We start from the raw sequence: 24,746 nt of genomic DNA on the forward strand, positions 1-24,746 counted from the left end.
GGATTCGCGATGCGCGGGGTCGCGCGTCGCCGTTTTCCGCGCGACATCGGCTTCGATGAACCGATAACCGGCGAGTGCCGCCGTGCCGCGTGCCGATGCACGCGTGCGGCGTGCGGTCGTGCGGTCGTGCGATCGCCCGCGCGATCGCGATTACCGAGCAGTGTTGTTCGATCGTTTAGTTAGCCATCCAAAGTGAAGCGCGAAGCGTCGCGGCACGGACGAGGGGCAGACCGATGCGTCATCGCCTGTCGTCGCGTTCGCTGCCGCGTCATCCAGCACATGAGAACCGAGGGAACACAAGATGAACAAGTCGTTCAAGTCGATCTGGAACGAAGCACTGGGGGCCTGGGTTGCGGCTTCCGAGCTTGACCGTGCGCGCGGCAAGCGTGTCGCGTCGGCGAGCGGCCCGCGCGAGCATGCGGCGAACGAGGGCGACGCGCGACGCGCGGGGCTGCTTTCGGCGCCGTCGCCGCGACGGCTGGCCGTGCTGATGGCGTCCACGTATCTTGCGTTGTTCCATGCGGGGGCGCACGCGCAATACGCGCCGGACGGCGGTTCCGCGACCGGCGGCGTGACGTCGATCTCGATCGGCGTCGGGTCGAGTGCCGCGCAGCAGAACTCGACCGCGCTGGGCAACCTGTCGACGGCAGCAGGCGTTTCCGCCACGGCGCTGGGGCCGGGCGCGCATGCGATGGCGGACGGTTCGACGGCCGTCGGCATCAACGCGCAGGCGACCGGCGTCAACAGCGCATCGCTCGGCGTGCAGGCGATTGGTTCGGGCGCATATTCGGTGGCGGTCGGCAATCTGTCGAGCGCGACCCAAAGCGGTGCGGTGGCGATGGGCAGCGGCGCGGCGGCGACCGGCGTGTCCGCCGTCGGCCTCGGCAACAATGCGCTGGCGTCCGGCCAGTATGCGGCTGCGGTGGGTCTCGGTGCGAGCGCGGTCGGGGCCCAGAGCGTTTCGCTCGGCTATGCGTCGCATGCTACCGACACGGGCGCCGTCGCGCTCGGCAACCAGTCGACGGGTTCCGGCGCGGCCGCCGTGGCCGTCGGCAGCGGTGCGCTGGCGAGCGGCAATTCGGGTATCGCGATGGGCGTCAACAGCGGCGCGAAGGGCGGTTCGTCGATCGCGATCGGCTGGGGCGGGACGGCCGGCGTACCGGGATCGGGCACGCAGTCGCTTGGCGTGAGTTCGATCGCGCTGGGTTCGAAGACGACGGCCGGTGCCGATCAGGCAATGGCGTACGGCCTGAGCGCAAATGCGTCGGGCGTCAGTTCGATCGCGATGGGTGTGCAGTCGACCGCGACGCAGCAGTTTGCGGTCGCGCTCGGCAATCTCGCGCTCGGCAGCGGCATCTCGGCCACCGCCCTGGGGCCCGGTGCGACGGCGTCGGCCACGAATGCGACGGCCATCGGCATCAACAGTGTCGCGGCTGCGGCGTCCACCGTGGCGATCGGCGACAGCAATTCGGTCGCGGCCGCGGCAGGCGCGGGGTCGATCGCAGGCGGCAACAGCTCGAAGGTGTTGAGCGGCGTCGGGGCGGTCGCGCTCGGCCTGGGGCAGACGGTCAGCGGCAACGGCGCGGTGGCGATCGGCGACCCGAGCACCGCGATCGGCACCGGCGCGGTCACGATGGGTTCGAACAACACCGCGAACGGCGACGGCGCGGTTGCGATCGGCAATTCGAACCTCGCGCAGGGCACGGGCTCGCTCGCGCTCGGCAATACGTCGACGGCAGCGGCAGCCGGTGCGGTGGCGTTCGGCGCGTCGGCCGTGGCGAACAATGCAAACGACGTCGCGCTCGGTTCCGGGTCGACGACGGCCGCGCCGAATCCGACGGCGAGCGCGGTGATCGGCGGCGTCACCTACAACTTCAACGGCACCAACCCGACCAGCGTCGTCAGCGTCGGTGCGGCGGGCACCGAGCGCCAGATCACCAACGTCGCGGCCGGACGCATCAATTCGGCGAGCACGGATGCGATCAACGGGTCGCAGCTCGATGCGACGAACCAGGCGGTGAATTCGCTGTCGACGTCGACCGCGTCGAGCGTCAGTTCGTTGTCGACGGGGGTGTCGTCATTGTCGACCGGGCTGTCGTCGACCAATAGCGCGATCACGTCGTTGTCCACGTCGACGTCGACCGGCATTACCTCGTTGTCGACGGGCTTGAGTTCGACCAACAGCTCGGTGACTTCGTTGTCGACGTCCACGTCGACCGGCTTGTCGTCGGCCAATAGTGCGATTTCGTCGTTGTCCACGTCGACGTCGACCGGCATTACCTCGTTGTCGACTGGCTTGAGTTCGACCAACAGCTCGGTGACTTCGTTGTCGACGTCCACGTCGACCGGCTTGTCGTCGGCCAACAGCGCGATCACGTCGCTGTCCACGTCGACGTCGACCGGCATTACCTCGCTGTCCACGGGCTTGAGTTCGACCAATAGCTCGGTGACGTCATTGTCGACCTCCACGTCGACCGGCCTGTCGTCGGCCAACAGCGCGATTTCGTCGCTGTCCACGTCGACGTCGACCGGGATCGGCTCGTTGTCGACGGGGTTGAGTTCGACCAACAGCACCGTGACGTCATTGTCGACGTCCACGTCGACCGGGTTGTCGTCGGCCAACAGCGCGATTTCTTCACTGTCCACGTCGACGTCGACCGGCCTGAGTTCGACCAACAGCTCGGTGGCTTCGCTGTCGACTTCGACGTCGACGGGTATCAGCTCGTTGTCCACCGGCCTGAGTTCGACGAACAGCACGGTCACGTCGCTGTCCACGTCGACGTCGACCGGCATCAGCTCGCTGTCCACCGGCCTGAGTTCGACGAACAGCACGGTCACGTCGCTGTCGACTTCGACGTCGACGGGCATCAGCTCGCTGTCCACCGGCCTGAGTTCGACGAACAGCGCGGTCACGTCGTTGTCGACGTCGACCTCGACCGGCGTCGCTTCGCTGTCCACCGGCCTGAGCACGACCAACAGCACCGTGACATCGCTGTCCACCGCGACGTCGACGAGCATCGGCTCGTTGTCCACCGGCCTCAGCTCGACGACCAGCTCGATTTCGTCGCTGTCGACGTCGACCTCGACGACCGTCGGCTCGTTGTCCACCGGCCTGTCGAGCACGAACAGCAACCTGACGTCGCTGTCCACCGCGACGTCGACGGGCATCGGTTCGCTGTCGACCGGCCTCAGCTCGATCGCGTCGAACAACGGCAATCTCGGCAACAGCACGGCCGGCGCGATCGGCGGCGGGGCCACCTACGACCCGACGACCGGCACGATCTCCGCGCCTTCGTACGTGACGTACAACAGCGACGGTTCGACGACGGTCAACAACAACGTCGGCTCGGCGATCGACAACATCAACGCGCACGGCATCAAGTATTTCCACGCGAACTCCACGGCGCCGGACAGCCAGGCGCTCGGGCTCGACAGTGTCGCGATCGGCCCGAACGCGGTCGCGAAGGTGGACGGCAGTATCGCGCTCGGCGCCGGGTCGGTGTCCGATCGCGCGACGGTGCCGGCGTCGGGGACCATCCGCAACGGCAGCGCGTCGATTCCGTTCAACACGACCGACCAGACGCTGCTGGGCGCGGTATCGGTCGGCGACGCGACGAGCAAGACGTATCGCCAGATCACCAACGTCGCGGACGGCACCGGCCAGCAGGATGCGGTGACCGTGCGGCAACTGGCCGGCGCGCTGCAATCGTTCGCGGTCACGACCACGAAGTATTTCCACGCGAACTCGACGGCCGTCGATTCGCTCGCGGTCGGCGCGGAGTCGGTCGCGGTCGGCCCGACGACGGTGGTCAACGGCGATAACGGCGTGGGGATCGGCAACGGGGCGATCGTCGATGCCACTGCGCCGGGCGGCGTCGCGATCGGCCAGGCGGCAAGCGCCGCGCAGGCCGATGCGATGGCGCTCGGCAGCGGCGCGACGGCCACCGGCGCGCAGTCGGTCGCGCAGGGCGCCAACGCGGTCGCGGCGAGCGTCGGCAGCGTCGCCCTCGGTTCGGGCGCGCACGCCACGGCAACCGATGCGCTCGCATTCGGGGCCGGTGCGTCGGCGACGCTCGCGAACAGCATCGCGCTCGGTTCGGGTTCGCTGACCACCGTCGGCGCGCAGACGAACTACATCGCGTACGGCCTGAGCAGTCCGCAGTCGTCGGCCGGCGAAATCAACATCGGCAACCGGCAGATCACCGGCCTCGCGGCCGGCAAGAGCGGCACCGACGCGGTCAACGTGTCGCAGCTCGACTCGGTCGCCAACCAGTTGACGACGCTGATCACCCAGCGCACGTCCAACCTCGGCGGGTCGTACACGACGAACCCGACCGGCACGAACGTGCCGCCGGGCTCGACGGGGCCGAATTCGTCGGCGGGCGGCTCGGGCGCGGTCGCATCGGGCTCGAACAGCACGGCGGTCGGCAACGGGTCGCTGGCGTCCGGCAACGGATCGACCGCGATCGGCGTCGGCTCGACCGCAACGGGCAACGGGTCGACCGCGATCGGCACGGGCAGCAACGACGGCGGGCGCTCGAACGTCGTCGCGGTCGGCTCGGCGGAGTCGGCGCGCCAGGTCGTCAACGTCGCAGCCGGCACGCAGGGCACCGACGCGGTGAACGTGAACCAGCTGAACGCGGTATCGAACCAGTTCACGCAATCGCTGAACACGGTCAACAACCAGCTCACGCAGATGCAGCAGCAGATCCAGCAGACCGATTCGATGGCGCGCGACGGGATTGCCGCGACGGCCGCGATGGCGTCGATCCCGCACATGGACCGCGACTCGAACTTCGCGATGGGGGTCGGTACGGCGAGCTTCCTCGGCCAGAAGGCGATGGCCGTCGGCATGCAGGCGCGCCTGACGGAGAACCTGAAGGCGACGCTGAACGGCGGTTTCGCCGGCAGTCAGCGCGTGGTCGGCGCCGGTATGTTGTATCAGTGGAAGTGATCCGTGCGCAGCGAACCGTTTCGGCGTGCAGCGCCGGAACGGTTCGCGCTGAACGAGAACGCATCCGCATGCGGCCGCACTGCCGCGCCGCATGCGCGATATCGAACCGATTTTCGGGAGTGAATCAGTGAAGAAAACTTCTCTTGCCCTGCTCGTGTCCGTGGTCTCCCTGGCCGCCTGCTCGAGCGCGTCCGGGCCGACGTTCAATGCATACGAACTGCAGCCGAGAAACGGCGTGCGGACGTTTCGCGTCGATTGTCACGGCATCCTGTCGAGCGAAAAGACCTGCATGAAGGTCGCGACGCGCATGTGCGACACGCAGCCGGTCCGGCTGCTCGATGCGGAGGCGCCGTTCCGCGACGGCGCGGATCCGCGGTCGATCGAGTTCCAGTGCGGCGCGGCACCCGCGCCGCTTCCGGCGCCGGTGGCGGCGGCACCGGCCGCCGCGGAAAAGGTCAGCCTGACCGGCGATACGTATTTCGCGACCGACTCCGCAACGCTGACGCCCGCCGCCCGCGCTTCTCTCGACGCACTGCTGAGCCGTCAGGCGGACCGGCATTTCTCGTTGGTGAAGGTGACCGGCTATACCGACTCGGTCGGCTCGGATGCGCACAATCTGGCGCTGTCGCAGCGCCGCGCGGAGGCGGTCGGGACGTATTTGCGCGAGCATGGCGTGAACGCGGATTCCGTGACGGCCACCGGAAAGGGGGAGGCCGATCCGGTGGGCTCCAACGAGACCGCCGAAGGGCGGGCGAGCAATCGACGCGTGGAGATCCTGCTGCAGAAGTAGCGGGTGGGGGCCGCGAGCGGACCGGCGAAGGCGGCCGGCTCGCGGCCGCATCGTCGCCATGATGATCAAGGTTGGTCGCGCGCGGCAGCCGATGCCGGCTCCGCTGCCGTCGCGCTCCGCGTCGATCATGGCGAACCGGGACAGCCGGCGCCGGACCGAACGCGGAGCGTACGACCGCCGGGTTTCCCGATCCTGTACCCTGTCCATGTCTTTCGTGCGTTCCGCGGCGGTCGTCGGCATGACGACCGCCGTGCCCCCGGTCGGCAGCAAGTCGATCCGGTTGCAGACCTCCAAGGCAAACATGGAAATCAAGTGGATCGAGGATTTCATCGCCCTCGCTCAATATCAAAGCTTTTCCCGGGCGGCGGAGTTTCGCAACGTCACGCAGTCGGGCTTCAGCCGTCGCATCCAGTCGCTCGAGCAATGGATCGGCGCCGAACTGATCGACCGCAGCAGTTTTCCGCCGGTCCTGACGCCGGCAGGGCGGCTGTTTCGCGAGACGGCGGAAGACGTCCTCAGCCGCCTGTTCGACACACGCGCGATCATCCGCACCGAGCAGCGCATCGCGGGCAAGAGCCTGCAGATCGCGGCGGGCCATACGATCGCGCTGAATTTCCTGCCGTCGTGGCTCAAGGCGCTTGCGCCGCATTTCGGCGAGGTGCGGGCACGCGTCGTTCCGACGAATGTCCACGATTCGATCCTGATGCTCGTCAACGGCAACTGCGAGCTGATGTTCGCCTATCACCATCCGGAGCTGCCGCTCCATCTGGATCCGGTCAGGTACGAACACGTGACGGTCGGCCTCGACACGTTGATGCCGGCCTGCCGGCCCAACCGCCGGTCGGCGCCCGCATTTCGCCTTCCCGGGACGAAGCAGCACCCGCTGCCGCTGATCTCCTATACGGACACCAGCTACTTCGGGCGCTGCCTCGCGTTGCTGCTCGATCGCGCTCCGGATGCGCCGGCGTTGCAGCTGCACTATGAATCCGACATGGCCGAAGTGCTGAAAAAGCTCGTGATGGAAGGCGAAGGCGTGGCTTGGCTGCCGCGGAGTGCGATCGCCGCCGAGCTGGCGGCCGGCGAACTCGTGCCGGCCGGGCCGGCGGCATGGAACCTCGAAATCGAGCTGCGCGTCTATCGCGACGCGTCCAATCGCAGCGAGTTCCTGGAGACGCTCTGGCAGCATCTGCGCGCCGAACCGTCGCGGCGCGGCTAGGGTTTTCCCGCCTTATGCGAGTCTCGCATACCGCCATGATGCACCGGCATCATGGTCTGTTCTGCCATCCCTACCATTCGTTCCAACGACAAATGTGACGCGTGGCCCGCGTCGCGCGGCCCGTCGCCTGCCGGCGGTCGGGCGTCACCCAAGGACGGATGGACATGAAAAATCGGCTTACCTCAAGCATCGCAATCGGCATGGTCCTCGGCGTCGCCGCCGGCTATGCGTGTCACACGAGCATCGCGGACCCGGGCACGCTCAAGACGGTCGCAGGGTATTTCTCGATCGTGACGGACATCTTTCTTCGGCTGATCAAGATGATCATTGCGCCGCTGGTGTTCGTGACGCTCGTTTCCGGCCTGGCCGGAATGGACAGCGGCGAAGACGTCGGACGCATCGGCCTGCGCTCGGTTGCGTGGTTCGTCTGCGCATCGCTGGTTTCGCTGGGCCTCGGCCTCGTCATGGCCAACGCGTTGCAGCCCGGCGCCGGCCTGAACCTGGCGGAACCTGCGGGCGAGGCCAACCTCGGCCTGAATACCGCGGCACTGAACGCCAGGGACGTGATCACGCACGCGTTTCCGACCAGCCTGCTCGACGCGATGGCGCGCAACGACATCCTGCAGATTCTCGTTTTCTCCGTCTTTCTCGGCATCGCGCTGGGCGCGCTGAAGCACGATCCGCGTGTCGGCATCGTCATCCGGTCGATCGACGGCATGGTGCCGGTGATGTTGCGCCTGACGAACTACGTGATGCGCGCGGCGCCGCTGGGTGTCTTCGGTGCGATTGCGTCGTCCGTCGCGCTGCGCGGGCTCGACGTGATCTACACGTACGGCAAGCTGATCGGCGCGTTTTATCTCGGGCTGCTCGTCCTCTGGACGATCCTGGTCGGCGCCGGATACCTGTTTCTCGGGCGGCGCGTCGGCGCGTTGCTGAGGGCCGTGCGCGAACCCGCGTTGATCGCGTTCTCGACCGCCAGCAGCGAAGCGGCGTATCCGCGCCTGACCGAGCAGCTCGAGAAGTTCGGTGTCGACAAGAAGGTCGTCGGTTTCACGCTGCCGCTCGGTTATGCATTCAACCTGGACGGCTCGATGATGTATCAGGCGTTTGCGGCCCTCTTCATCGCACAGGCGTTCGGCGTGCACATGCCGCTTTCGCAGCAGGTGTTCATGCTGCTGATCCTGATGTTGAGCAGCAAGGGCATGGCGAGCGTGCCGCGCGGATCGGTGGTCGTCGTCGCGGCCGTCGCGCCGATGTTCCATTTGCCGGCCGCCGGCGTGGCCATGATCCTGGCGATCGACCAGGTGCTCGACATGGGCCGCACGATGACGAACGTGATCGGCAACAGCGTGGCGACGGCCGTGATCGCGAAGTGGGAGGGCGCGCGCGCCGCGCAGCCGGACAGCGCCGCGTTCGATTCGCGGGAGCTGAACGCATGACGCACCGGGACATCGCAGGCACGGGGCGGACGTTCGGCGTGGTCGGCGGCCTCGGGCCGCTGGGAAGCGCCGACGTGTTCTTCAAGCTGGTGAGGGCGACACCTGCGTCGTCCGACGAGGATCACGTCGACCTGATCTTCGAGCAGCACCCGTTCAGGGGTTCGGGTTCGGGCAGCGCGGCGACGACGGCGCGCAAGCTGTACGTGTTCGACATGATCCGCGCGTTCGAGAAACGCGGCGTGACGACCGTGGTGCTGCCGTGCTTCCTGAGCCACACCTTCATCGACGAACTGAAGGCCAATACGCGCCTGCCGATCGTGGACATCGTCGAAGCCGTTCGCAGCCACGTGCAGCGCACGTATCCCGGCGCCATACGCATCGGCGTGCTGGCTTCGGACCATGTGCGGGCCGACGGGCTGTTCGAACGGTATTTCCCGGCGCCGCAGTTCGAGATCGTCCATCCGCGGCCGCGCGGCGATGTCGATCCCGTCACCGAGGCGATCTACGGGGCGGACGGCATCAAGCGCGGCAATCTTCGCGGCCGGCCGGTCGAGCTGCTGCGCGACGCATGCGAGGATCTGGCGGACCAGGGCGCGCAGGTCATCGTTCCGGGGCTGACGGAGATCGCGCTCGTGGCGGACGAAATCGGGCCGCTGCGGATACCGCTGATCGATTCGAATCTCGCGTATGCGCAGTACGCGGTTTCGACCCGATGCGCGGCCCGTGCACCGGTATTCAAGATCGGGGTCGTCGGTGGCGTCGGGCCGGCCGCGACGGTGGACTTCCTGGACAAGATCGTTCGAAACACGCCGGCTTCGCGCGACCAGGAGCACATCAAGCTGCTGGTCGAACAGAATCCGCAGATCCCGGACCGCACGGCGAACCTCGTCGGCGACGGTACCGACCCCACGATCTCGCTGTATGCGACGTGCAGGCGGCTCGAGGACGGGGAGGCGGATCTCATCGCGATTCCGTGCAATACCGCGCATGCGTTTGTCGAGCGGGTTCAACCGCACCTCGGCATTCCGATCGTGAACATGCTGACCGTGACGGCCGCCCATCTGCGCGATGCGTATCCGGGGCTGCGCGAGGTCGGCGTGCTGGCAACGTCAGGCACGATCGAAAGCGGCGTATACGAAAAGGCGCTCGAATCGCATGGATTCCGACAGGTCGCGCCGGCGCCGGCACTGCAGGCGCGCGTGATGGAAGCAATCTACGGAGAGCGGGGTGTCAAGGCCGGCTTTACGACCGGCCAGTGCAAAGCGGACATCGGCGCCGCCGTCGACGCGCTGATTGCCGACGGCGTCGACGTGATCGTTCTCGGCTGTACCGAGCTGCCGATCCTGCTGCCGGGCCGCGAATATGTCGCGCCGAACGGTATGCGTGCGACGCTGGTCGATCCGACCGACGTGCTCGCGCGCCAATGCGTCGCGTACGCGACGGCTGCCGGTGCTTGAGCTTGAGATTGGGCTTGAGCTTGAGATTAAGCGGCCGCGCCGCCTTCGACGCGGCGGCCGGCGGGTATCGGATGTGCCGCGTGGTTCGGGCGGCGCAGGCGTGGATCAGCCGGTGCCGGTCTTGTGCGATTCCACGACGACCGCGCGCGTGACGAAGCAGTTTCCGGAGGCAGACAAACCGGGCGCCCGGCAGCGGGCGCCATGTCAGTGTCTGAGCACGCAAACAGCGACGATTTCGTATCCGGGGTCGGCATGCATGTGTGCCGCCATTTCCGCTTCCTCATACGAACGAAACGACGTGGCATCTTCAACCGCCGGTGCCATGCCGATATCGCCATCCTCGGCGGTGCACAGGAACTGCTCGCCGGTCTTCACGACATAGACGGACAACATGATTCCCTCCATCGTTTGCAGGGGGAAATTTCAGTCTAGCAGGCCAGAAAAGGGGCGCGGGCGGTTTGCGGCGCCCCGTTTCCGCGAGGCTGTCGCCGGAGGGTTTGCCGCGTCGCGTGTCAGCTAGACCTGCGACATGAGCGGAAAGCCGTGCACAATACCGGCATGCAGACCCCAGATCTCGAACACCTCGTCACCGTCACCATGCCCTTTGGAAAGTACAAGGGCCGACTCATTGCCGACCTGCCCGGGCCTTACCTCAACTGGCTGGCCCGCGAAGGATTCCCGCGCGGCGAAATCGGCCGGCAGCTTGCGCTGATGCATGAAATCGACCACAACGGCCTGCGGGACTTGCTGGAGCCGTTGCGCAAACGCGGATAGCGTCGCTCGGGGCCGAACGGCTGCGCATGCGGCACCGTCGCTGGCCCACGCGCACCTACTGCGTTGCCATTGCTGACATAGAATGGAAAGAGTAGTTGACGGCACAAAGGGGTGCCAACATGAGACGCCTTTATTTCCTCGTACCCGATACGCAGATGGCCAAGGCCATCGTCGACGATCTATTGCGCGCACGTATCATCTGGCGCCATATCCACGTCCTCGCCGATCACAGCGTCACACTCGATCAGTTACCCGAAGCATCGTTGCTGCAAAGCAGCGATGTCGTGCATGCGCTCGAGCGCGGCGTCGCGCTTGGCGGCGCGGCGGGCGCACTGATCGGCCTCGTCGCGCTGGTATTTCCCCCGGCGGAACTCGTGATCGCAGGCGGCGCCGTTGTCGGGTTGACGCTGGCGGGAGCGGGTTTCGGGGCGTGGACCGCCGCGATGATCGGCATTGCCGAGCCGAACGCGCGACTCCAGCGATTTCGCGAGGCCATACAGGAAGGCCAGATCCTGATCATGGCCGATGTGCCGGCATTGCGAGAGCAGGAAATCGAGGAGATGGTCGCCAGGCACTTTCCGACGGCGGACCTGGAAGGCGCCGAGCCCACGACACCGATCTTCCCCTGACGCGCGACAGCAAGCCGGCCTGCCCGATACCCGGGTTCATCGACGCATTTCGTCGAGCGCAAGGCCGCGCGCGGAGAAGGGCGTTCGCACGTTGCGCAGGCAACCCTGCTTCCGAATCGCTCGAGTGACGCAGGCCCGACGCGCGTGACGCCCTCGGAACCGAAGCGCCGACGACGAAGCGTCGGCAAGGAGGTCGTATGGAACTGCACATGCAATCGCACCATTGGGCGCGTCGGACGCCGGACTGGGTCGCCGCCGCCGTGGCCGGTCTCGCAGGCGGTGCGCTGGTGATCGCGCTGGAATTCGTCTGGTCGACACTCGTGCTCGGCTCGAGCCCGTGGCAACCGACACACAAGATCGCGGCGATGGTGATGGGCCGCAGCGCGCTCGGCCAGATGACGCAATTCAACCTTGAAATCGTCGCGATGGCGCTGCTGCTGCACTACGTGCTCGGCGCGATCATGGGGGTGATGCTCGCCGCGATCATGGCGCCTTTCCGCCTCGATTCGAGCGTGGGCATGGAAGCCGCCATCGGGCTGGCGTTCGGGATCGTCGCGTATGGGTGGAACTTCTACGTCATGACGGCCGTGTTCCCGTGGTTCGTCTCCGAGCGGGGTGCCGGGCCGTTGCTGGCCAACCTGTTGTTCGGCGTGGTTGCGGCCATCACCTACGGCAGGCTGGAGCGATTGCGCAAGCAGAACGTGGACGACTGATACATCGCGTTTCCCGCCGCGCCGAGCCTGACCACCCGGCGTTCGCGGGAGACACGGAACCCGGTGTCGGCGGCGCCGGCGAGTGATACGCAGCGAGGCGGCCTATGGCCCTTGCGATTGCCCTGGTCCTGATCATCCTGTTGGCGGTGGGGTTTCACTTTGCCAGTCCGTGGTGGATCACGCCGATCGCGTCGAACTGGGTGCGCATGGACGACATGCTGACGATCACGCTCGTCATCACCGGTGCATTCTTCATCGCCATCAACCTGTTCATCGTCGTCGCGCTGGTGCGCTATCGCCACAGCAGCGGGCATCGCGCGGCCTACGAGCCGCACAACCGCCGGCTGGAATGGTGGCTGATCGGCCTGACCGCCGTCGGCGTGGCGGCGTTGCTGGCGCCGGGGCTGTTCGTCTACGCGGACTACATCCGGCCGCCGCGCAACGTGCTGCAGATGGAAGTGCTCGGCCAGCAATGGCAATGGCGCTTCCGCTTCGCGGGCCCCGGCGGCAAGCTGGGCACGACGGACGTGCGCTACATCAGCAACGACAACCCGTTCGGCCTGAACCCCGCCGACCCCAACGGCCGCGACAATTACCTGATCGAGACGCCCGAGGTGCACCTGCCGCTCAACCGGCCGGTCCAGGTGCTGACGCGCTCGCGCGACGTGCTGCACGATTTCTACGTTCCGCCGTTCCGGGCGCGGATGAACATGGTGCCGGGCATGGTGACCACCTTCTGGTTCACGCCGACCAAGGCGGGGCGCTACGACATCCTGTGCGCGCAGCTCTGCGGGATCGGGCACTCCGGCATGCGCGGCGTGGTGGTCGTGGAAGACGAAGCCGCGTTCTCGCGCTGGCTGGCGCAGCAGACCACCTTCGCGCGGCAGCAACTCGCCCGCGTGCAGGCAGCCCCCGCCGCTGCCGGCGGCAGCGCGCACGCGCTCGTCGAACTGGGCAAGACGCTCGCGGCGGCCAAGGGCTGCGTCGCCTGCCATACCGTGGACGGCAGCCCGCTCGTGGGCCCGACCTGGAAGGGCCTGTACGGCAAGACCGAAACGATGGCCGACGGCAGCACCGCGAAGGTGGACGAAGCCTATCTGCGCGCGTTCATCCGCGATCCGGCGGCGCGGGTCGTGAAGGGGTTCTCGCCGATCATGCCGCACTTCGACCTGAGCGACCAGGAACTGTCCGCACTGGTAGCGTATATCGAGGCGCAAGGCGGGCCGCCTCCGGCCGGTACCGCGGCCAGGCAATAGCGGAGCAGAAACCATGACCTATGCGCACACCGACCACGCCCCGCAGAGCTTCTGGACCCGCTATGTCTGGAGCCAGGACCACAAGGTCATCGCGGTGCAGTATGCGATGACGGCCATCGCGATCGGGCTGGTCGGCCTCGTATTGTCCGACCTGATGCGGCTGCAGCTCGGTTTTCCGGGCAAGTTCGCCTTCATCGACGCGAACCACTACTACCAGTTCGTCACGATGCACGGGATGATCATGGTGATCTACCTGCTGACGGCGCTGTTCCTGGGCGGCTTCGGCAACTACCTGATCCCGCTGATGCTCGGCGCGCGCGACATGGTGTTCCCGTTTCTCAACATGCTGAGCTACTGGGTCTACCTGCTGGCCGTGCTGGTGCTGGCGGCGAGCTTCTTCGTGCCGGGCGGGCCGACCGGCGCGGGCTGGACGCTGTATCCGCCGCAGGCCATCCTGCCGGGCACGCCGGGCGTCGAATGGGGCATCGTGCTGATGCTCGTGTCGCTGGCGATCTTCATCGTCGCGGCGACGATGGGCGGCCTGAATTACGTGACCACCACGCTGCAGGCACGCACGCGCGGCATGACGCTGATGCGCATGCCGCTCACGGTGTGGGGCATCTTCATCGCGACCATCATGGCGCTGCTGGCATTTCCGGCGCTGTTTGTGTCAGCGGTGATGATGCTGTTCGACAGGACGCTCGGCACCAGCTTCTTCGTGCCGGCCGTGGTGTCGATGGGGCAGACGCTCAGGCATGCCGGCGGCAGCCCGCTGCTGTTCCAGCACCTGTTCTGGTTCTTCGGGCATCCGGAGGTCTACATCGTCGCGCTGCCGGCCTTCGGCATCGCGTCGGACCTGATCAGCACGCACGCGCGCAAGAGCATCTTCGGCTACCGGATGATGGTGTGGGCCATCGTCATCATCGGCGCGCTGAGCTTCGTGGTCTGGGCGCACCACATGTTCATCGCCGGCATGAATCCGTACTTCGGCTTCTTCTTCGCCACCACCACGCTCATCATCGCCGTGCCGACCGCCCTCAAGGTCTACAACTGGGTGCTGACGCTGTGGCGCGGCGATATCCACCTGACCGTGCCGATGCTGTTCGCCATCGGCTTCATCAGCACCTTCGTGCTGGGCGGGCTGACCGGGCTCTACCTCGGCAACGTGAGCGTGGACATCCCGCTGTCGAACACGTATTTCGTGGTCGCGCATTTCCATATGGTGATGGCCGTGTCGCCGATCCTGGTGGTGTTCGGCGGCCTCTACCACTGGTACCCGAAGGTGACGGGCCGCATGCTCGACGACACGCTCGGGCGCGCGCACTTCTGGATCACCTTCGTCGGCACCTATGCGATCTACTTCCCGATGCACTATCTCGGCATCCTCGGCATGCCGCGGCGGTATTACGCGTACCAGGGCTACAGCTTCATCCCGCATTCGGCGCAGACGCTCAACACGTTCATCACCGTCGTCGCGCTGATCGTCGCGGCCGCGCAGTTGCTGTTCCTGTTCAACCTGGCGTGGAGCCTCGTGCACGGCCGGCGCGCCGACGGCAACCCGTGGCGGGCCACCACGCTGGAATGGCAGACGCCGCAAACGCCGCCCGCGCACGGCAACTGGGGCGCGGCGCTTCCCGTCGTCTACCGCTGGGCATACGAATACAGTCCGCCGGGGCAAGAGGAAGATTTCGTGCCGCAAAACCAGCCGCCCGCGACGGTGCCCGAACCGGCCCACCCGGCGCTTCACCCCGGCGAGGCCCACGAATGACCACGCTGCCGCGCCCCTTCGTTCACGACGCGCGACCCGGCTTGCCGAATGCGGGCCGCACCGGCCTGATCGTCTTCATGGCGGTCGCGACGACGTTGTTCTCGCTGCTGCTGCTCGCCTATGCGATGCGCATGCGCGAGCCCGACTGGCAGCCGATCCCGCATCCGGCGCTGCTGTGGTGGAACACCGGCGCGCTGGCGCTGGCCAGCGTCGCCATGCAGCGAGCCCGGCAACTGACCTTGCACCGCACCGCGTGGCTCGTGTGCGGCGGCGTGCTGGCGGCCGTGTTCGTGGCCGGGCAACTGACCGCCTGGCACCTGCTGTCGGCTGGCGGGCAGACCGTTGCGGTCAATCCGTCGAATAGCTTCCTCTATCTGCTCACCGGCCTGCACGGATTGCATGTGCTGGGCGGGCTGGCGGCGTGGGCGGTGACGATCGCGCAGCTCCGGCGCGCGGACCCGTTCCGGGCCCGGCGCGTCATCGATCTGTGCGCGCTCTACTGGCATTTCCTGCTCGCGGTGTGGCTCGTGCTGCTGGCGGCGATGTGGTGGCTGACCCCCGGGATCGTCGCCGCCGTCTGCGGGCCGCTGTATGGAGCCGCGCCATGACCGCGCCCACGGCCCCCACCGGATCCGCCGCCGATTCGCCCGCGGCCCCGCCTGCCGATGCGCCGTCCGCCGACGCCCGACCCGACGGCTGGCGCGGCATCGTCACGGACTGGTCGGCCGATCGCGAAGCCTTCAAGGTGCCGTGGGGCAAGGCGATGATGTGGATCTTCCTGCTGTCGGACACGTTCGTCTTCAGCAGTTTCCTGATCGGCTACATGACGGTGCGCATGTCGACCACGGCGCCGTGGCCCGATACCGCGAAGGTGTTCGGGCTCAGCGTGGGCGGCGTGGAGGTGCCGTTGCTGCTGATTGCGATCATGACGTTCACGCTGATCAGCAGCAGCGGCACCATGGCGATGGCCGTCAACTTCGGCTACCGGCGCAACGCGAGGCCCGCCGCCGCGCTGCTGCTGGCGACCGCGCTGCTGGGCGCCACCTTCGTGTCGCTGCAGGCGTTCGAATGGAGCAACCTGATCTTCCGGGAAGGCATCCGCCCGTGGGGCAATCCGCTGGGCGCGGCGCAGTTCGGCGCGTGCTTCTTCACGATCACCGGGTTCCACGGCTTTCACGTGACCTGCGGCGTGATCTACCTGCTGCTGATCGCGCGCAAGATCCTGCAACCGGGGTTCACCGAACACGGCAACTTCCAGATCGTCGAGATCGCCGGCCTGTACTGGCACTTCGTCGACCTGGTGTGGGTGTTCATCTTCGCGCTGTTCTACTTGTGGTGAGGCAGGCCATGGACCATACCGATCCCGCCGATCGACCCGACGCCGCGCACGGCCAGCAGCATCCGATCGGCCTCTACCTGAAGATCTGGGGCCTGCTGTTCGTGCTGAGCACGTTGTCGTACCTGGTCGACTATTTCAACGTGCAGGGCCTGTTGCGCTGGGTACTGATCGTCGTGCTGATGATCGCGAAGGCCGGGCTGATCGTGTCGATCTTCATGCACATGATGTGGGAGCGGCTGGCGCTGGTGTACGCGATTCTCGTGCCGCCGCTGTGCCTGCTGGTGCTCATGGTGCTGATGGCGGCCGAGGCGCATCACACGTTCGGGATGCGGGAATTGTTTTTTCGGTGATTCCTTCGCAGGGGATGAAGGTCTCGCAGTGCGACGGGCACGGTGACGGGCCGCGGTTGTGAGCCGGGCGGCGTCGCGGCATCGGAGGATGCCGGTCATCCGGCCACGCAAACATCGAGGAGGGCAAGATGAAGTTTTCACGCCGACGTTTTATTGCTGCCACCACCGTTCTGGCATCCGCGCTGGCCGTTGGGCGCCGCGCGGCCGCGGCAGATGCCGGGGCCGGTGCCGTGCAGGAGACCGATGCAAACGCCCAGGCCCTCGGCTACAAGACGGATGCAAGCCGGGTCGACCATGCGAAATTCCCGAAATTTCAGGCGGGCGAGGCCTGCGCGAACTGCCAGTTCTTCCAGGGCAAGACCGGTGCGGCGACGGCGCCGTGCACCATTTTCGGCGGCAAGCAGGTCAATGCGAAAGGCTGGTGCGGCGCTTACGCGAAAAAGGCGTAGCAGGGCAGCGGCGAGCGGGTGGCCGGGATACGTGATGCCCGGCCCATCTCATGACTGATCGGACTCGAGCCACGCACCCGGCGCGACGCGAAATCCGGATGGCAGGCAAGGGTCAGAGATCGCCGCGCACTTCACCGGTTCCCAGCGCGGTCCGCTGCCGGTTGACTTCCGCCCAAAGCTCGTCGCTGTCGTCGTTGCGCAGCAGGACCATCCAGTCCAGTTGATCGTCGGTCACGTCGAAGTATTCCAGGATCTCGCGGCGAGCCGCATCGACGAACTGCGCGAATTCCGGGGTTGCCTGGGCCTGCGCGTGCAACGCGTCGTATTCCGCATCGTCCGCGCCGCCGCCGTGCTCGTCGATGTAGTGCGAGATCCACTGGTCTATTTCGCGGTCGTAGTCGGCTTCGGCGCGCATCGCTTGCACGGCCGTGTGGAAATCCAGTTGGGCAAACGCGGCGATCGCCGCCGTTGTCGCCTCGTCGAAGGTAGTCGTCATTCCATTTCTCATGTTGATCAGCGCGCATCATCGCATGGGCTGCGCCCGGGCAGGTGCGTCGAATCCGGACGGCGCAACACACGGCTTGCGTGCCGAAGTCCGACCCGAACAACGGCACCATTTTCGGAAGGTTGATGCATCCGCCGGATATCGCATCGGCGGTATGTTACCGGCTCGAAACGACCCTGAGCGGTCAGCCGGTCAACACGGAATCATCGGCTGTTGTAAATCACGTCGCTCATGTATTGATTCAGGTCGCGAAAATCCTGAACGGTCCAGGCGTGCGGCGCCAGCTTGACGCCGTTCTCCCTCAAGGTTCTCGGAATCAGGTCCCCGTTCGGGCGAAGTATTACCGACGAAACGATGACGCCTGGATAATCGTGGAGTCGCTTTTTGAACGCGGCAGTGGTGAGGTCGGGCGTGGGGGGATTGCTTTTCCTGGCCAATGGCCCGGTGCCCTTGATATCTGCGCCATGGCACATCACGCATCTCTGTATGAAGAGATTTTTTCCGTTGATGTTTTGCGAGAAGGCGAGTGAAGGCTGAGTCAACACCCACGCTCCCAGCGAAGTGATGAGCAATGCTCTTGCTTTCATTTTCCTTGTCGTATCACGCGGATTGCCGGGTCGGGGAGTATAAATGCGTCATCGCGGAATGGCCGCGCCTCCCACCCCCATCCCATGCCGCCCTCAGGGTCGTCATGGAAAACTGTATGAATATACAGTATAGTGTCCGTCGAAATCGGGCCGCACAGGTGCAACCCTTGCGGCGCGTGCGCCGCGCCTGCGGGCATCCGCCGCAGCGTTCCGGCACCGGGCACTCTGGTTAACTCATTCAGACGGGCAGGCAAATTGTCATCCAGCAATCTGATCCGCATTCGCGGAGCACGTCAGCACAACCTCAAGAACCTCGATCTCGACCTGCGCACCGGCGAGATGACGGTCGTCACCGGCCCGTCGGGCTCCGGCAAGTCGAGTCTCGTGTTCGACACGCTGTACGCGGAAGGCCAGCGGCGCTACGTCGAGACGTTCAGCGCGTACGCGCGGCAGTTCCTCGACCGGATGGACCGCCCGCAGGTCGAGCGGGTCGACGGCGTGCCGCCCGCGATCGCGATCGACCAGACCAACCCGGTGCGCAGTTCGCGCTCGACCGTCGGCACGATGACCGAGCTGAACGATCACCTGAAGCTGCTGTACGCGCGCGCGGCCGAGCTGTTCGACCGCAAGACCGCGCGGCAGGTGCGGCACGACACGCCGGAGACGATCTACGCGGAACTCGTCGCGCGCACGCAGGCGGACGATCCGCGCGTCGTCGTCACGTTCCCGGTCGAGCTGCCCGAAACGGCGTCCGATGAAGAAGTCGCGCAGTGGCTGTCCGCGAGCGGTTACACGCGCGTGCAGGCGCAGCGCGAGGTCGCGTCGCCCACCGGGCCGCGCAAGGTGCTCGACGTGGTGGCCGACCGCTTCCGCGTGCAGCAGGCCGACAAGGTGCGCGTGGTCGAGGCGATCGAGGCGTCGCTGAAACGCGGCGGCGGGCGCGTGAACGTGTACGTGCTGGCGCCGGAAGCGGAAAACGCGATCGCCGAGCCGCAGGTGTGGCGCTTCTCCACCGGGCTTCACGATCCCGACAGCGATCTGCGCTACGCGGAGCCGCAGGCGGCGCTGTTCTCGTTCAATTCGGCGTACGGCGCGTGCGAAACCTGCCGCGGCTTCGGCCGCGTGATCGGCGTCGATCTCGGCCTCGTGATTCCCGACGCGCGCAAGACGCTGCGCGGCGGCGCGATCAAGCCGATGCAGACGCCCGCGTGGAAGGAGTGTCAGGACGACCTGATGCGCTACGCGGCGAAAGCCGGCATCCCGCGCGACACGCCGTGGGCCGAGCTGTCGGACGCCGAGCGCGACTGGGTCGTCAACGGTTCGCCGGACTGGAACGGCAAGTGGCAGAGCCAGTGGTACGGCGTGAAGCGCTTCTTCGGCTATCTCGAGTCGAAAGCGTACAAGATGCATATCCGCGTGCTGCTGTCGAAATACCGCAGCTACACGCCGTGCGACGTGTGCGGCGGCGCGCGCCTGAAGACGGAGTCGCTGCAGTGGCGGCTCGGCTCGAAAGAGAACGCCGACGGCGTGCTCGCGCCGGCCGGCCGCTTCATGCCGCGCGGCGTCGACTGGAGCCGCGCGCAGCTCGAGGCGCTGCCGGGCCTGACCGTGCACGACCTGATGCTGTTGCCGATCGAGCGCATCCGCCGCTTCTTCGACGACATCAGCCTGCCGAGCGCGCTGCTCGACGATGCATTGAAGCTGCTGCTCGCCGAGGTGCGCACGCGCCTGAAATACCTGTGCGACGTCGGGCTCGGCTACCTGACGCTCGACCGGCAGAGCCGCACGCTGTCGGGCGGCGAGGTGCAGCGGATCAACCTGACGACGGCGCTCGGCACATCGCTCACGAAAACCCTGTTCGTGCTCGACGAACCGAGCATCGGGCTGCATCCGCGCGATCTCACGCGGATCGTCGAGGCGATGCAGCGGCTGCGCGATGCGGGCAATACGCTGGTGGTGGTCGAACACGATCCGTCGGTGATGCTCGCTGCCGATCGCCTGATCGACATGGGGCCCGGCCCCGGCGAGCGCGGCGGCACGATCGTCTACGACGGCACGCCGGGCGACATCCGCTCCGCGCACACGCTGACGGGCGAGTATCTCGGCGGCCGCAAGCATGTCGCGCATGCGTCGAACTGGGCGCGCCGGGTGGTCGACGCGAATACGCCGCGCATCGTGCTCGAAGGCGCGAGCGAACACAACCTGCGCGACGTGACGGTCGAGATTCCGCTGCAGCGGCTCGTCTGCGTGACGGGCGTGTCGGGGTCCGGCAAGTCCACGCTGCTGCAGGACGTGCTCTATCCGGCGATGGCGCGGCACCACGGCAAGGCGACCGAGTCGCCGGGCGCGTACCGCAGCCTCACGGGCGCCGACCAGGTGGGCGACGTCGTGTTCGTCGACCAGTCGCCGATCGGCAAGACCACCCGTTCGAACCCGGCGAGCTACGTCGGCGCGTTCGACGAGATCCGCAAGCTGTTCGCGAAGGCGCCGCTCGCGCTGCAACGCGGCTACGGCGCCGGCACGTTCAGCTTCAACTCGGGCGACGGCCGTTGCCCGACCTGCGGCGGCTCGGGCTTCGAGCACATCGAGATGCAGTTCCTGAGCGACGTCTACCTGCGCTGCCCGGACTGCGACGGCAGCCGCTACCGCGCGGAGATTCTCGAAGTGCGCATCGAGCGCGACGGCCGCGCGCTGAATATCGCCGACGTGCTCGATCTCACCGTCAGCGAAGCAGCCGCGTTCTTCGCGACCGATGCCGAGGTGCTGCGCGTGCTGCAGCCGATCGTCGACGTCGGCCTCGAATACGTGAAGCTCGGCCAGCCGGTGCCGACGCTGTCGGGCGGCGAAGCGCAGCGCCTGAAGCTGGCCGGCTTCCTCGCCGAATCGGCGGCGGCCGTGAACGGCCGCCGGGTCGTCACGGAAGAGGCGCGCATCGCGCGGGCGAAGCTGTTCATGTTCGACGAGCCGACCACCGGGCTGCACTTCGACGACATCGCGAAGCTGATGCGGGCGTTCGGCAAGCTGCTCGCGGCCGGCCATTCGCTGATCGTGATCGAGCACAACCTCGACGTGATCCGCGCGGCCGACTGGCTGATCGATCTCGGCCCGGAAGGCGGCGACGGCGGCGGCCTCGTGCTGTGCGCGGGCACGCCCGACGACGTGAAAGCCTGCGCCGAATCGCATACCGGCGTGGCGCTGCTGCAGTACGAACGCGCGATGGATGCCGACATGGCGCTCGCCGACGAAGGCAAGCCGCTGCAGGCCGTGCTGAACGCGGCGCGCGAGCGGCGTGCGATCGAAGGCGAGGACGTCGTGCGGATCGTCAACGCGCGCGAGCACAACCTGAAGGCGCTCGACGTCGACATCCCGCACGGCAAGTTCAACGTGATCACCGGCGTGTCGGGTTCCGGCAAGTCGACGCTCGCGTTCGACATCCTGTTCCACGAAGGCCAGCGCCGTTACCTCGAATCGCTGAACGCGTATGCGCGCTCGATCGTGCAGCCGGCCGGCCGCCCCGAAGTCGACGCGGTCTACGGCATTCCGCCGACCGTCGCGATCGAGCAGCGGCTGTCGCGCGGTGGGCGCAAGAGCACGGTCGCGACCACGTCCGAGGTGTGGCACTTCCTGCGGCTGCTGTACGTGAAGCTCGGCCTGCAGCATTGCATCCACGACGGCACGCCGGTCACGTCGCAATCCGTCGAATCGATCGCCGCGCAGTTGCTGCGCGATCATCGCGGCGAACACGTCGGGCTGCTCGCGCCGCTCGTCGTGAACCGCAAGGGCGTGTATACGGATCTCGCGAAGTGGGCGAAGGCGCGCGGCAGCACGCATCTGCGCGTCGACGGCGAGTTCGTGCCGGTCGATCCGTGGCCGAAGCTCGACCGCTTCCGCGAGCATACGATCGAGCTGCCGGTCGCCGATATCGTCGTGTCCCCCGACAACGAAGCCGAACTGCGACGCGTGCTCGACGAGACGCTCGAGCTCGGCAAGGGCGTGATGCATCTGCTCGCGCCGCTCGACGGGCTGCACGACGCGATGCAGAACGATCATTCGACCGCGCGGGTCGGCACGGTCAAGGTGCTGTCGGTCAAGCGTGCGTGCCCGGTGTGCGGCACGAGCTACCCGGAACTGGACCCGCGGATGTTCTCGTACAACAGCAAGCACGGCTGGTGCACGACCTGCGTCGGCACCGGCGTCACGCTCACGCGCGAACAGCGCGCCGCGTACGACGACACGGTGCTCGCCGGGGACGATCGCGGCCGCGAGCAGACGCTGCCGTCGGACGAACAGGAACCGGAAGGCGTCGGCAACGAGCCGTGCCCGGATTGCAACGGCACGCGGCTGAACCCGTCCGCGCGGGCAGTGACGTTCGACGCGCACCCGATCGTCGAGGTCGCGCAATGGACGGTGTCGGACACGCGCCGCTGGATCGACGGGCTGGAACTGACGGGGCGCGACGCGCAGATCGCGCGCGACATCGTCAGCGAGATCGGCAGCCGCCTCGCGTTTCTCGAGGAAGTCGGGCTCGGCTACCTGAGCCTCGATCGCGCGGCGCCGAGCCTGTCGGGCGGTGAAGCGCAGCGCATCCGGCTCGCCGCGCAACTCGGCAGCAACCTGCAGGGTGTGTGCTACGTGCTCGACGAACCGACGATCGGCCTGCATCCGCGCGACAACCAGATCCTGCTGGATGCGCTGCGCAAGCTCGGCGACAAGGGCAACACGCTCGTCGTCGTCGAACATGACGAGGACACGATCCGCCGCGCCGATCACATCATCGACATCGGCCCGGGCGCGGGCAAGCGCGGCGGCACGCTGGTCGCCGAGGGCGCGGTCGCCGATCTGGCCGCGCAGCCGGATTCCGTGACGGGCCGCCTGCTCGCGCAGCCGATGACGCATCCGCTGCAGCCACGCCGCAGCGTGAGCCTGCCGGGCAAGAAGGGCGGCGCGGCCGTGCCGGAAGCCTGGCTGACCGTGCACGGTGCGCGGCTGCACAACCTGCGCAACGTCACGGTCGGCATTCCGCTCGCGCGGCTCGTCGCGGTCACGGGCGTGAGCGGCTCGGGCAAGTCGACGCTCGCGCGCGACGTGCTGATGACGAACCTGCTCGACGCGGTCGGCCGCTCGGTGCTGTCGTCGCCGGCCACGCGCCGCGCGCGCAAGGCCGCGCAGCAGGACACACCGGCCGCCAACCGTCGTTCGAGCGTGCTCGCGCGCAGTGCGCCGCGGCCGTCGCTGAACGTCACGCATGCGTGGCAGAGCTGCGAATCGCTGAGCGGCTGGGAGCAGATCGACCGCGTGCTCGAAGTCGACCAGACGCCGATCGGCAAGACGCCGCGTTCGTGTCCGGCCACCTATATCGGCGTGTGGGACACGATCCGCAAGCTGTTCGCCGATACGCTGGAAGCGCGTGCGCGCGGCTACACGGCGTCGCGCTTCTCGTTCAACACCGGCGATGGGCGTTGCCCCGCATGCGAAGGGCAAGGCGTGCGCACGATCGGGATGAGCTTCCTGCCCGACGTGAAGGTGCCGTGCGACGTGTGCCACGGGCAGCGCTTCAACCCGGAGACGCTCGCCGTCACGTGGCGCGGCCGGAACATCGGCGACGTGCTGACGATGGAGATCGACGAGGCAGTGGAGTTTTTTGCGCCGATCTCGAACATTGCGCATCCGTTGCAGCTGATGAAGGATGTCGGCCTCGGCTACCTGACGCTCGGCCAGCCGTCGCCGACGTTGTCGGGCGGCGAGGCGCAGCGCATCAAGCTCGTCACCGAGCTGACGAAGGTGCGCGACGACATCACGCGGCGCGGCCAGAAGGCGCCGCACACGCTGTACGTGCTCGACGAGCCGACGGTCGGCCTGCACATGGCGGACGTCGCGAAGCTGATTCGCGTGCTGCACCGGCTCGTCGATGCGGGGCATAGCGTCGTCGTGATCGAGCACGATCTCGACGTGATCGCGGAAGCCGACTGGATCATCGATCTCGGGCCGGAAGGCGGCGTGGGCGGCGGCACGATCGTCGCGGCGGCGCCGCCGGAAGCGCTCGTGCAGGTGAGCGCGAGCCATACGGGGCAGGCGCTCAAGCCGGTGCTCGCGCGAACGGGCGCGGGCGAAGGGGAAGCCGAGCGCGAGGGAGAAGCGCGGGTAGGGTGAGCGCGGCACTTAGTGTTGAGAGCCTCGGTGCCAGGGGGATTGCCTCCTGGCTAACGGGCTCGGTTCTTTTCTTTCAAGCGGTGGGGTAATGGCTCCGGTGTGGCGCCGTTACCCCGCTTCCGATACGCGAAACCTCGCGCTATCGGAGCTTCGTTTTCTGGTGTCGACCGGCGCCATCCCCGCATGCGGTGCCGTCATGTCTGTCGGCGGCTCGCTCGATCGCGTGCCCGTCACTTAAAACACATTCCCCACGCGTTTTCGCGCTGTCGCATCCATTCCGTGGTCGGGTTCGGCTGCGCGTCGAACTGTTGCGCCAGACCGGCCAGCGTCCGCTCGCCTTTAGCGTTGCAAGCGCAGCACTTTTGCATCG

18 protein-coding genes are annotated in these 24,746 nt (G+C 67.0%); 15 read left to right on the top strand and 3 right to left on the bottom strand.

Annotated features, from left to right (window positions below; all coding sequences use genetic code 11):
• Positions 1-301 precede the first annotated feature (301 nt).
• The 5 genes from ABIC51_RS13825 (at position 302) to cuyB (ending at position 9,856) form a co-directional block, all read left to right on the top strand.
• Positions 302-4,954, top strand: coding sequence for a YadA-like family protein (locus ABIC51_RS13825; protein WP_175899603.1), 4,653 nt, complete (start codon positions 302-304; stop codon positions 4,952-4,954).
• 127 nt (positions 4,955-5,081) lie between these two features.
• Complete coding sequence (locus ABIC51_RS13830) at positions 5,082-5,744, top strand: OmpA family protein (RefSeq protein ID WP_175899706.1); 663 nt, start codon at positions 5,082-5,084, stop codon at positions 5,742-5,744.
• A gap of 301 nt (positions 5,745-6,045) precedes the next feature.
• Positions 6,046-6,960 carry a LysR substrate-binding domain-containing protein gene (locus tag ABIC51_RS13835; protein ID WP_060063623.1) on the top strand — a complete coding sequence of 305 codons (915 nt, stop codon included), beginning with the start codon at positions 6,046-6,048 and terminating at the stop codon, positions 6,958-6,960.
• A 164-nt stretch (positions 6,961-7,124) separates the two neighbouring features.
• On the top strand, positions 7,125-8,399 hold the full coding sequence (locus ABIC51_RS13840) for a dicarboxylate/amino acid:cation symporter (RefSeq protein ID WP_175899601.1): 1,275 nt from the start codon (positions 7,125-7,127) through the stop codon (positions 8,397-8,399).
• Positions 8,396-9,856 carry a cysteate racemase gene (cuyB, locus tag ABIC51_RS13845; RefSeq protein WP_175899598.1) on the top strand — a complete coding sequence of 487 codons (1,461 nt, stop codon included), beginning with the start codon at positions 8,396-8,398 and terminating at the stop codon, positions 9,854-9,856. Before ABIC51_RS13840 ends, cuyB begins: the two co-directional genes overlap by 4 nt.
• A 204-nt stretch (positions 9,857-10,060) precedes the next feature.
• On the opposite strand, the gene ABIC51_RS13850 is transcribed toward cuyB, so the two are convergent.
• Complete coding sequence (locus tag ABIC51_RS13850; RefSeq protein WP_027792802.1) at positions 10,061-10,249, bottom strand: hypothetical protein; 189 nt, start codon at positions 10,247-10,249, stop codon at positions 10,061-10,063.
• Positions 10,250-10,414: 165 nt separating this feature from the next.
• On the opposite strand from ABIC51_RS13850, the gene ABIC51_RS13855 reads away from it, so the two are divergent.
• From ABIC51_RS13855 to ABIC51_RS13895, 9 genes are all read left to right on the top strand, one after another.
• Positions 10,415-10,630, top strand: a complete 216-nt coding sequence (locus tag ABIC51_RS13855; RefSeq protein WP_027792801.1) for a DUF3820 family protein — start codon at positions 10,415-10,417, stop codon at positions 10,628-10,630.
• A 119-nt stretch (positions 10,631-10,749) separates the two neighbouring features.
• Positions 10,750-11,259 (top strand): hypothetical protein, encoded by a 510-nt coding sequence (locus ABIC51_RS13860; protein ID WP_027792800.1) that lies wholly within the window; start codon positions 10,750-10,752, stop codon positions 11,257-11,259.
• 197 nt (positions 11,260-11,456) lie between these two features.
• A complete protein-coding gene (locus ABIC51_RS13865) occupies positions 11,457-11,972 on the top strand; it encodes a hypothetical protein (protein ID WP_059699485.1) in 516 nt (171 codons plus the stop codon).
• Positions 11,973-12,076: 104 nt separating this feature from the next.
• A complete protein-coding gene (locus tag ABIC51_RS13870; protein ID WP_175899596.1) occupies positions 12,077-13,228 on the top strand; it encodes a c-type cytochrome in 1,152 nt (383 codons plus the stop codon).
• Positions 13,229-13,241: 13 nt separating this feature from the next.
• Positions 13,242-14,996, top strand: coding sequence for a cytochrome c oxidase subunit I (ctaD, locus tag ABIC51_RS13875; protein ID WP_124544498.1), 1,755 nt, complete (start codon positions 13,242-13,244; stop codon positions 14,994-14,996).
• Positions 14,993-15,604, top strand: coding sequence for a cytochrome c oxidase subunit 3 (locus ABIC51_RS13880; protein ID WP_175899594.1), 612 nt, complete (start codon positions 14,993-14,995; stop codon positions 15,602-15,604). Before ctaD ends, ABIC51_RS13880 begins: the two co-directional genes overlap by 4 nt.
• A complete protein-coding gene (locus ABIC51_RS13885) occupies positions 15,601-16,335 on the top strand; it encodes a heme-copper oxidase subunit III family protein (protein WP_059524071.1) in 735 nt (244 codons plus the stop codon). Before ABIC51_RS13880 ends, ABIC51_RS13885 begins: the two co-directional genes overlap by 4 nt.
• An 8-nt stretch (positions 16,336-16,343) precedes the next feature.
• Positions 16,344-16,685, top strand: a complete 342-nt coding sequence (locus ABIC51_RS13890; RefSeq protein WP_027792794.1) for a cytochrome C oxidase subunit IV family protein — start codon at positions 16,344-16,346, stop codon at positions 16,683-16,685.
• A 128-nt stretch (positions 16,686-16,813) separates the two neighbouring features.
• Positions 16,814-17,134 (top strand): high-potential iron-sulfur protein, encoded by a 321-nt coding sequence (locus ABIC51_RS13895; RefSeq protein ID WP_027792793.1) that lies wholly within the window; start codon positions 16,814-16,816, stop codon positions 17,132-17,134.
• A 112-nt stretch (positions 17,135-17,246) separates the two neighbouring features.
• Here the strand turns inward: ABIC51_RS13895 and ABIC51_RS13900 are convergent, their stop codons facing one another.
• Positions 17,247-17,630 carry a hypothetical protein gene (locus ABIC51_RS13900; RefSeq protein ID WP_060174437.1) on the bottom strand — a complete coding sequence of 128 codons (384 nt, stop codon included), beginning with the start codon at positions 17,628-17,630 and terminating at the stop codon, positions 17,247-17,249.
• A 212-nt stretch (positions 17,631-17,842) separates the two neighbouring features.
• A complete protein-coding gene (locus ABIC51_RS13905) occupies positions 17,843-18,226 on the bottom strand; it encodes a c-type cytochrome (protein WP_175899592.1) in 384 nt (127 codons plus the stop codon).
• Positions 18,227-18,481: 255 nt separating this feature from the next.
• Between ABIC51_RS13905 and uvrA the strand changes: the two genes are divergently transcribed.
• Positions 18,482-24,376, top strand: coding sequence for an excinuclease ABC subunit UvrA (uvrA, locus tag ABIC51_RS13910; protein WP_175899590.1), 5,895 nt, complete (start codon positions 18,482-18,484; stop codon positions 24,374-24,376).
• The last annotated feature ends 370 nt before the right edge of the window (positions 24,377-24,746 follow it).

It is taken from the genome of Burkholderia sp. 572 (assembly GCF_040545135.1).
Classification (GTDB): domain Bacteria; phylum Pseudomonadota; class Gammaproteobacteria; order Burkholderiales; family Burkholderiaceae; genus Burkholderia; species Burkholderia cepacia.

Excerpts from the sequence above, each read along its gene's own strand:
- ABIC51_RS13850 (WP_027792802.1), bottom strand. The coding sequence starts at position 10,249 with ATGTTGTCCGTCTATGTCGTGAAGACCGGCGAGCAGTTCCTGTGCACC.
- ABIC51_RS13825 (WP_175899603.1), top strand. The coding sequence starts at position 302 with ATGAACAAGTCGTTCAAGTCGATCTGGAACGAAGCACTGGGGGCCTGG.
- ABIC51_RS13905 (WP_175899592.1), bottom strand. The coding sequence starts at position 18,226 with ATGAAAGCAAGAGCATTGCTCATCACTTCGCTGGGAGCGTGGGTGTTG.
- ABIC51_RS13870 (WP_175899596.1), top strand. The coding sequence starts at position 12,077 with ATGGCCCTTGCGATTGCCCTGGTCCTGATCATCCTGTTGGCGGTGGGG.
- ctaD (WP_124544498.1), top strand. The coding sequence starts at position 13,242 with ATGACCTATGCGCACACCGACCACGCCCCGCAGAGCTTCTGGACCCGC.
- ABIC51_RS13855 (WP_027792801.1), top strand. The coding sequence starts at position 10,415 with ATGCAGACCCCAGATCTCGAACACCTCGTCACCGTCACCATGCCCTTT.
- ABIC51_RS13860 (WP_027792800.1), top strand. The coding sequence starts at position 10,750 with ATGAGACGCCTTTATTTCCTCGTACCCGATACGCAGATGGCCAAGGCC.
- ABIC51_RS13895 (WP_027792793.1), top strand. The coding sequence starts at position 16,814 with ATGAAGTTTTCACGCCGACGTTTTATTGCTGCCACCACCGTTCTGGCA.
- ABIC51_RS13880 (WP_175899594.1), top strand. The coding sequence starts at position 14,993 with ATGACCACGCTGCCGCGCCCCTTCGTTCACGACGCGCGACCCGGCTTG.
- ABIC51_RS13840 (WP_175899601.1), top strand. The coding sequence starts at position 7,125 with ATGAAAAATCGGCTTACCTCAAGCATCGCAATCGGCATGGTCCTCGGC.
- ABIC51_RS13885 (WP_059524071.1), top strand. The coding sequence starts at position 15,601 with ATGACCGCGCCCACGGCCCCCACCGGATCCGCCGCCGATTCGCCCGCG.
- ABIC51_RS13900 (WP_060174437.1), bottom strand. The coding sequence starts at position 17,630 with ATGACGACTACCTTCGACGAGGCGACAACGGCGGCGATCGCCGCGTTT.
- ABIC51_RS13890 (WP_027792794.1), top strand. The coding sequence starts at position 16,344 with ATGGACCATACCGATCCCGCCGATCGACCCGACGCCGCGCACGGCCAG.
- ABIC51_RS13865 (WP_059699485.1), top strand. The coding sequence starts at position 11,457 with ATGGAACTGCACATGCAATCGCACCATTGGGCGCGTCGGACGCCGGAC.
- ABIC51_RS13835 (WP_060063623.1), top strand. The coding sequence starts at position 6,046 with ATGGAAATCAAGTGGATCGAGGATTTCATCGCCCTCGCTCAATATCAA.
- cuyB (WP_175899598.1), top strand. The coding sequence starts at position 8,396 with ATGACGCACCGGGACATCGCAGGCACGGGGCGGACGTTCGGCGTGGTC.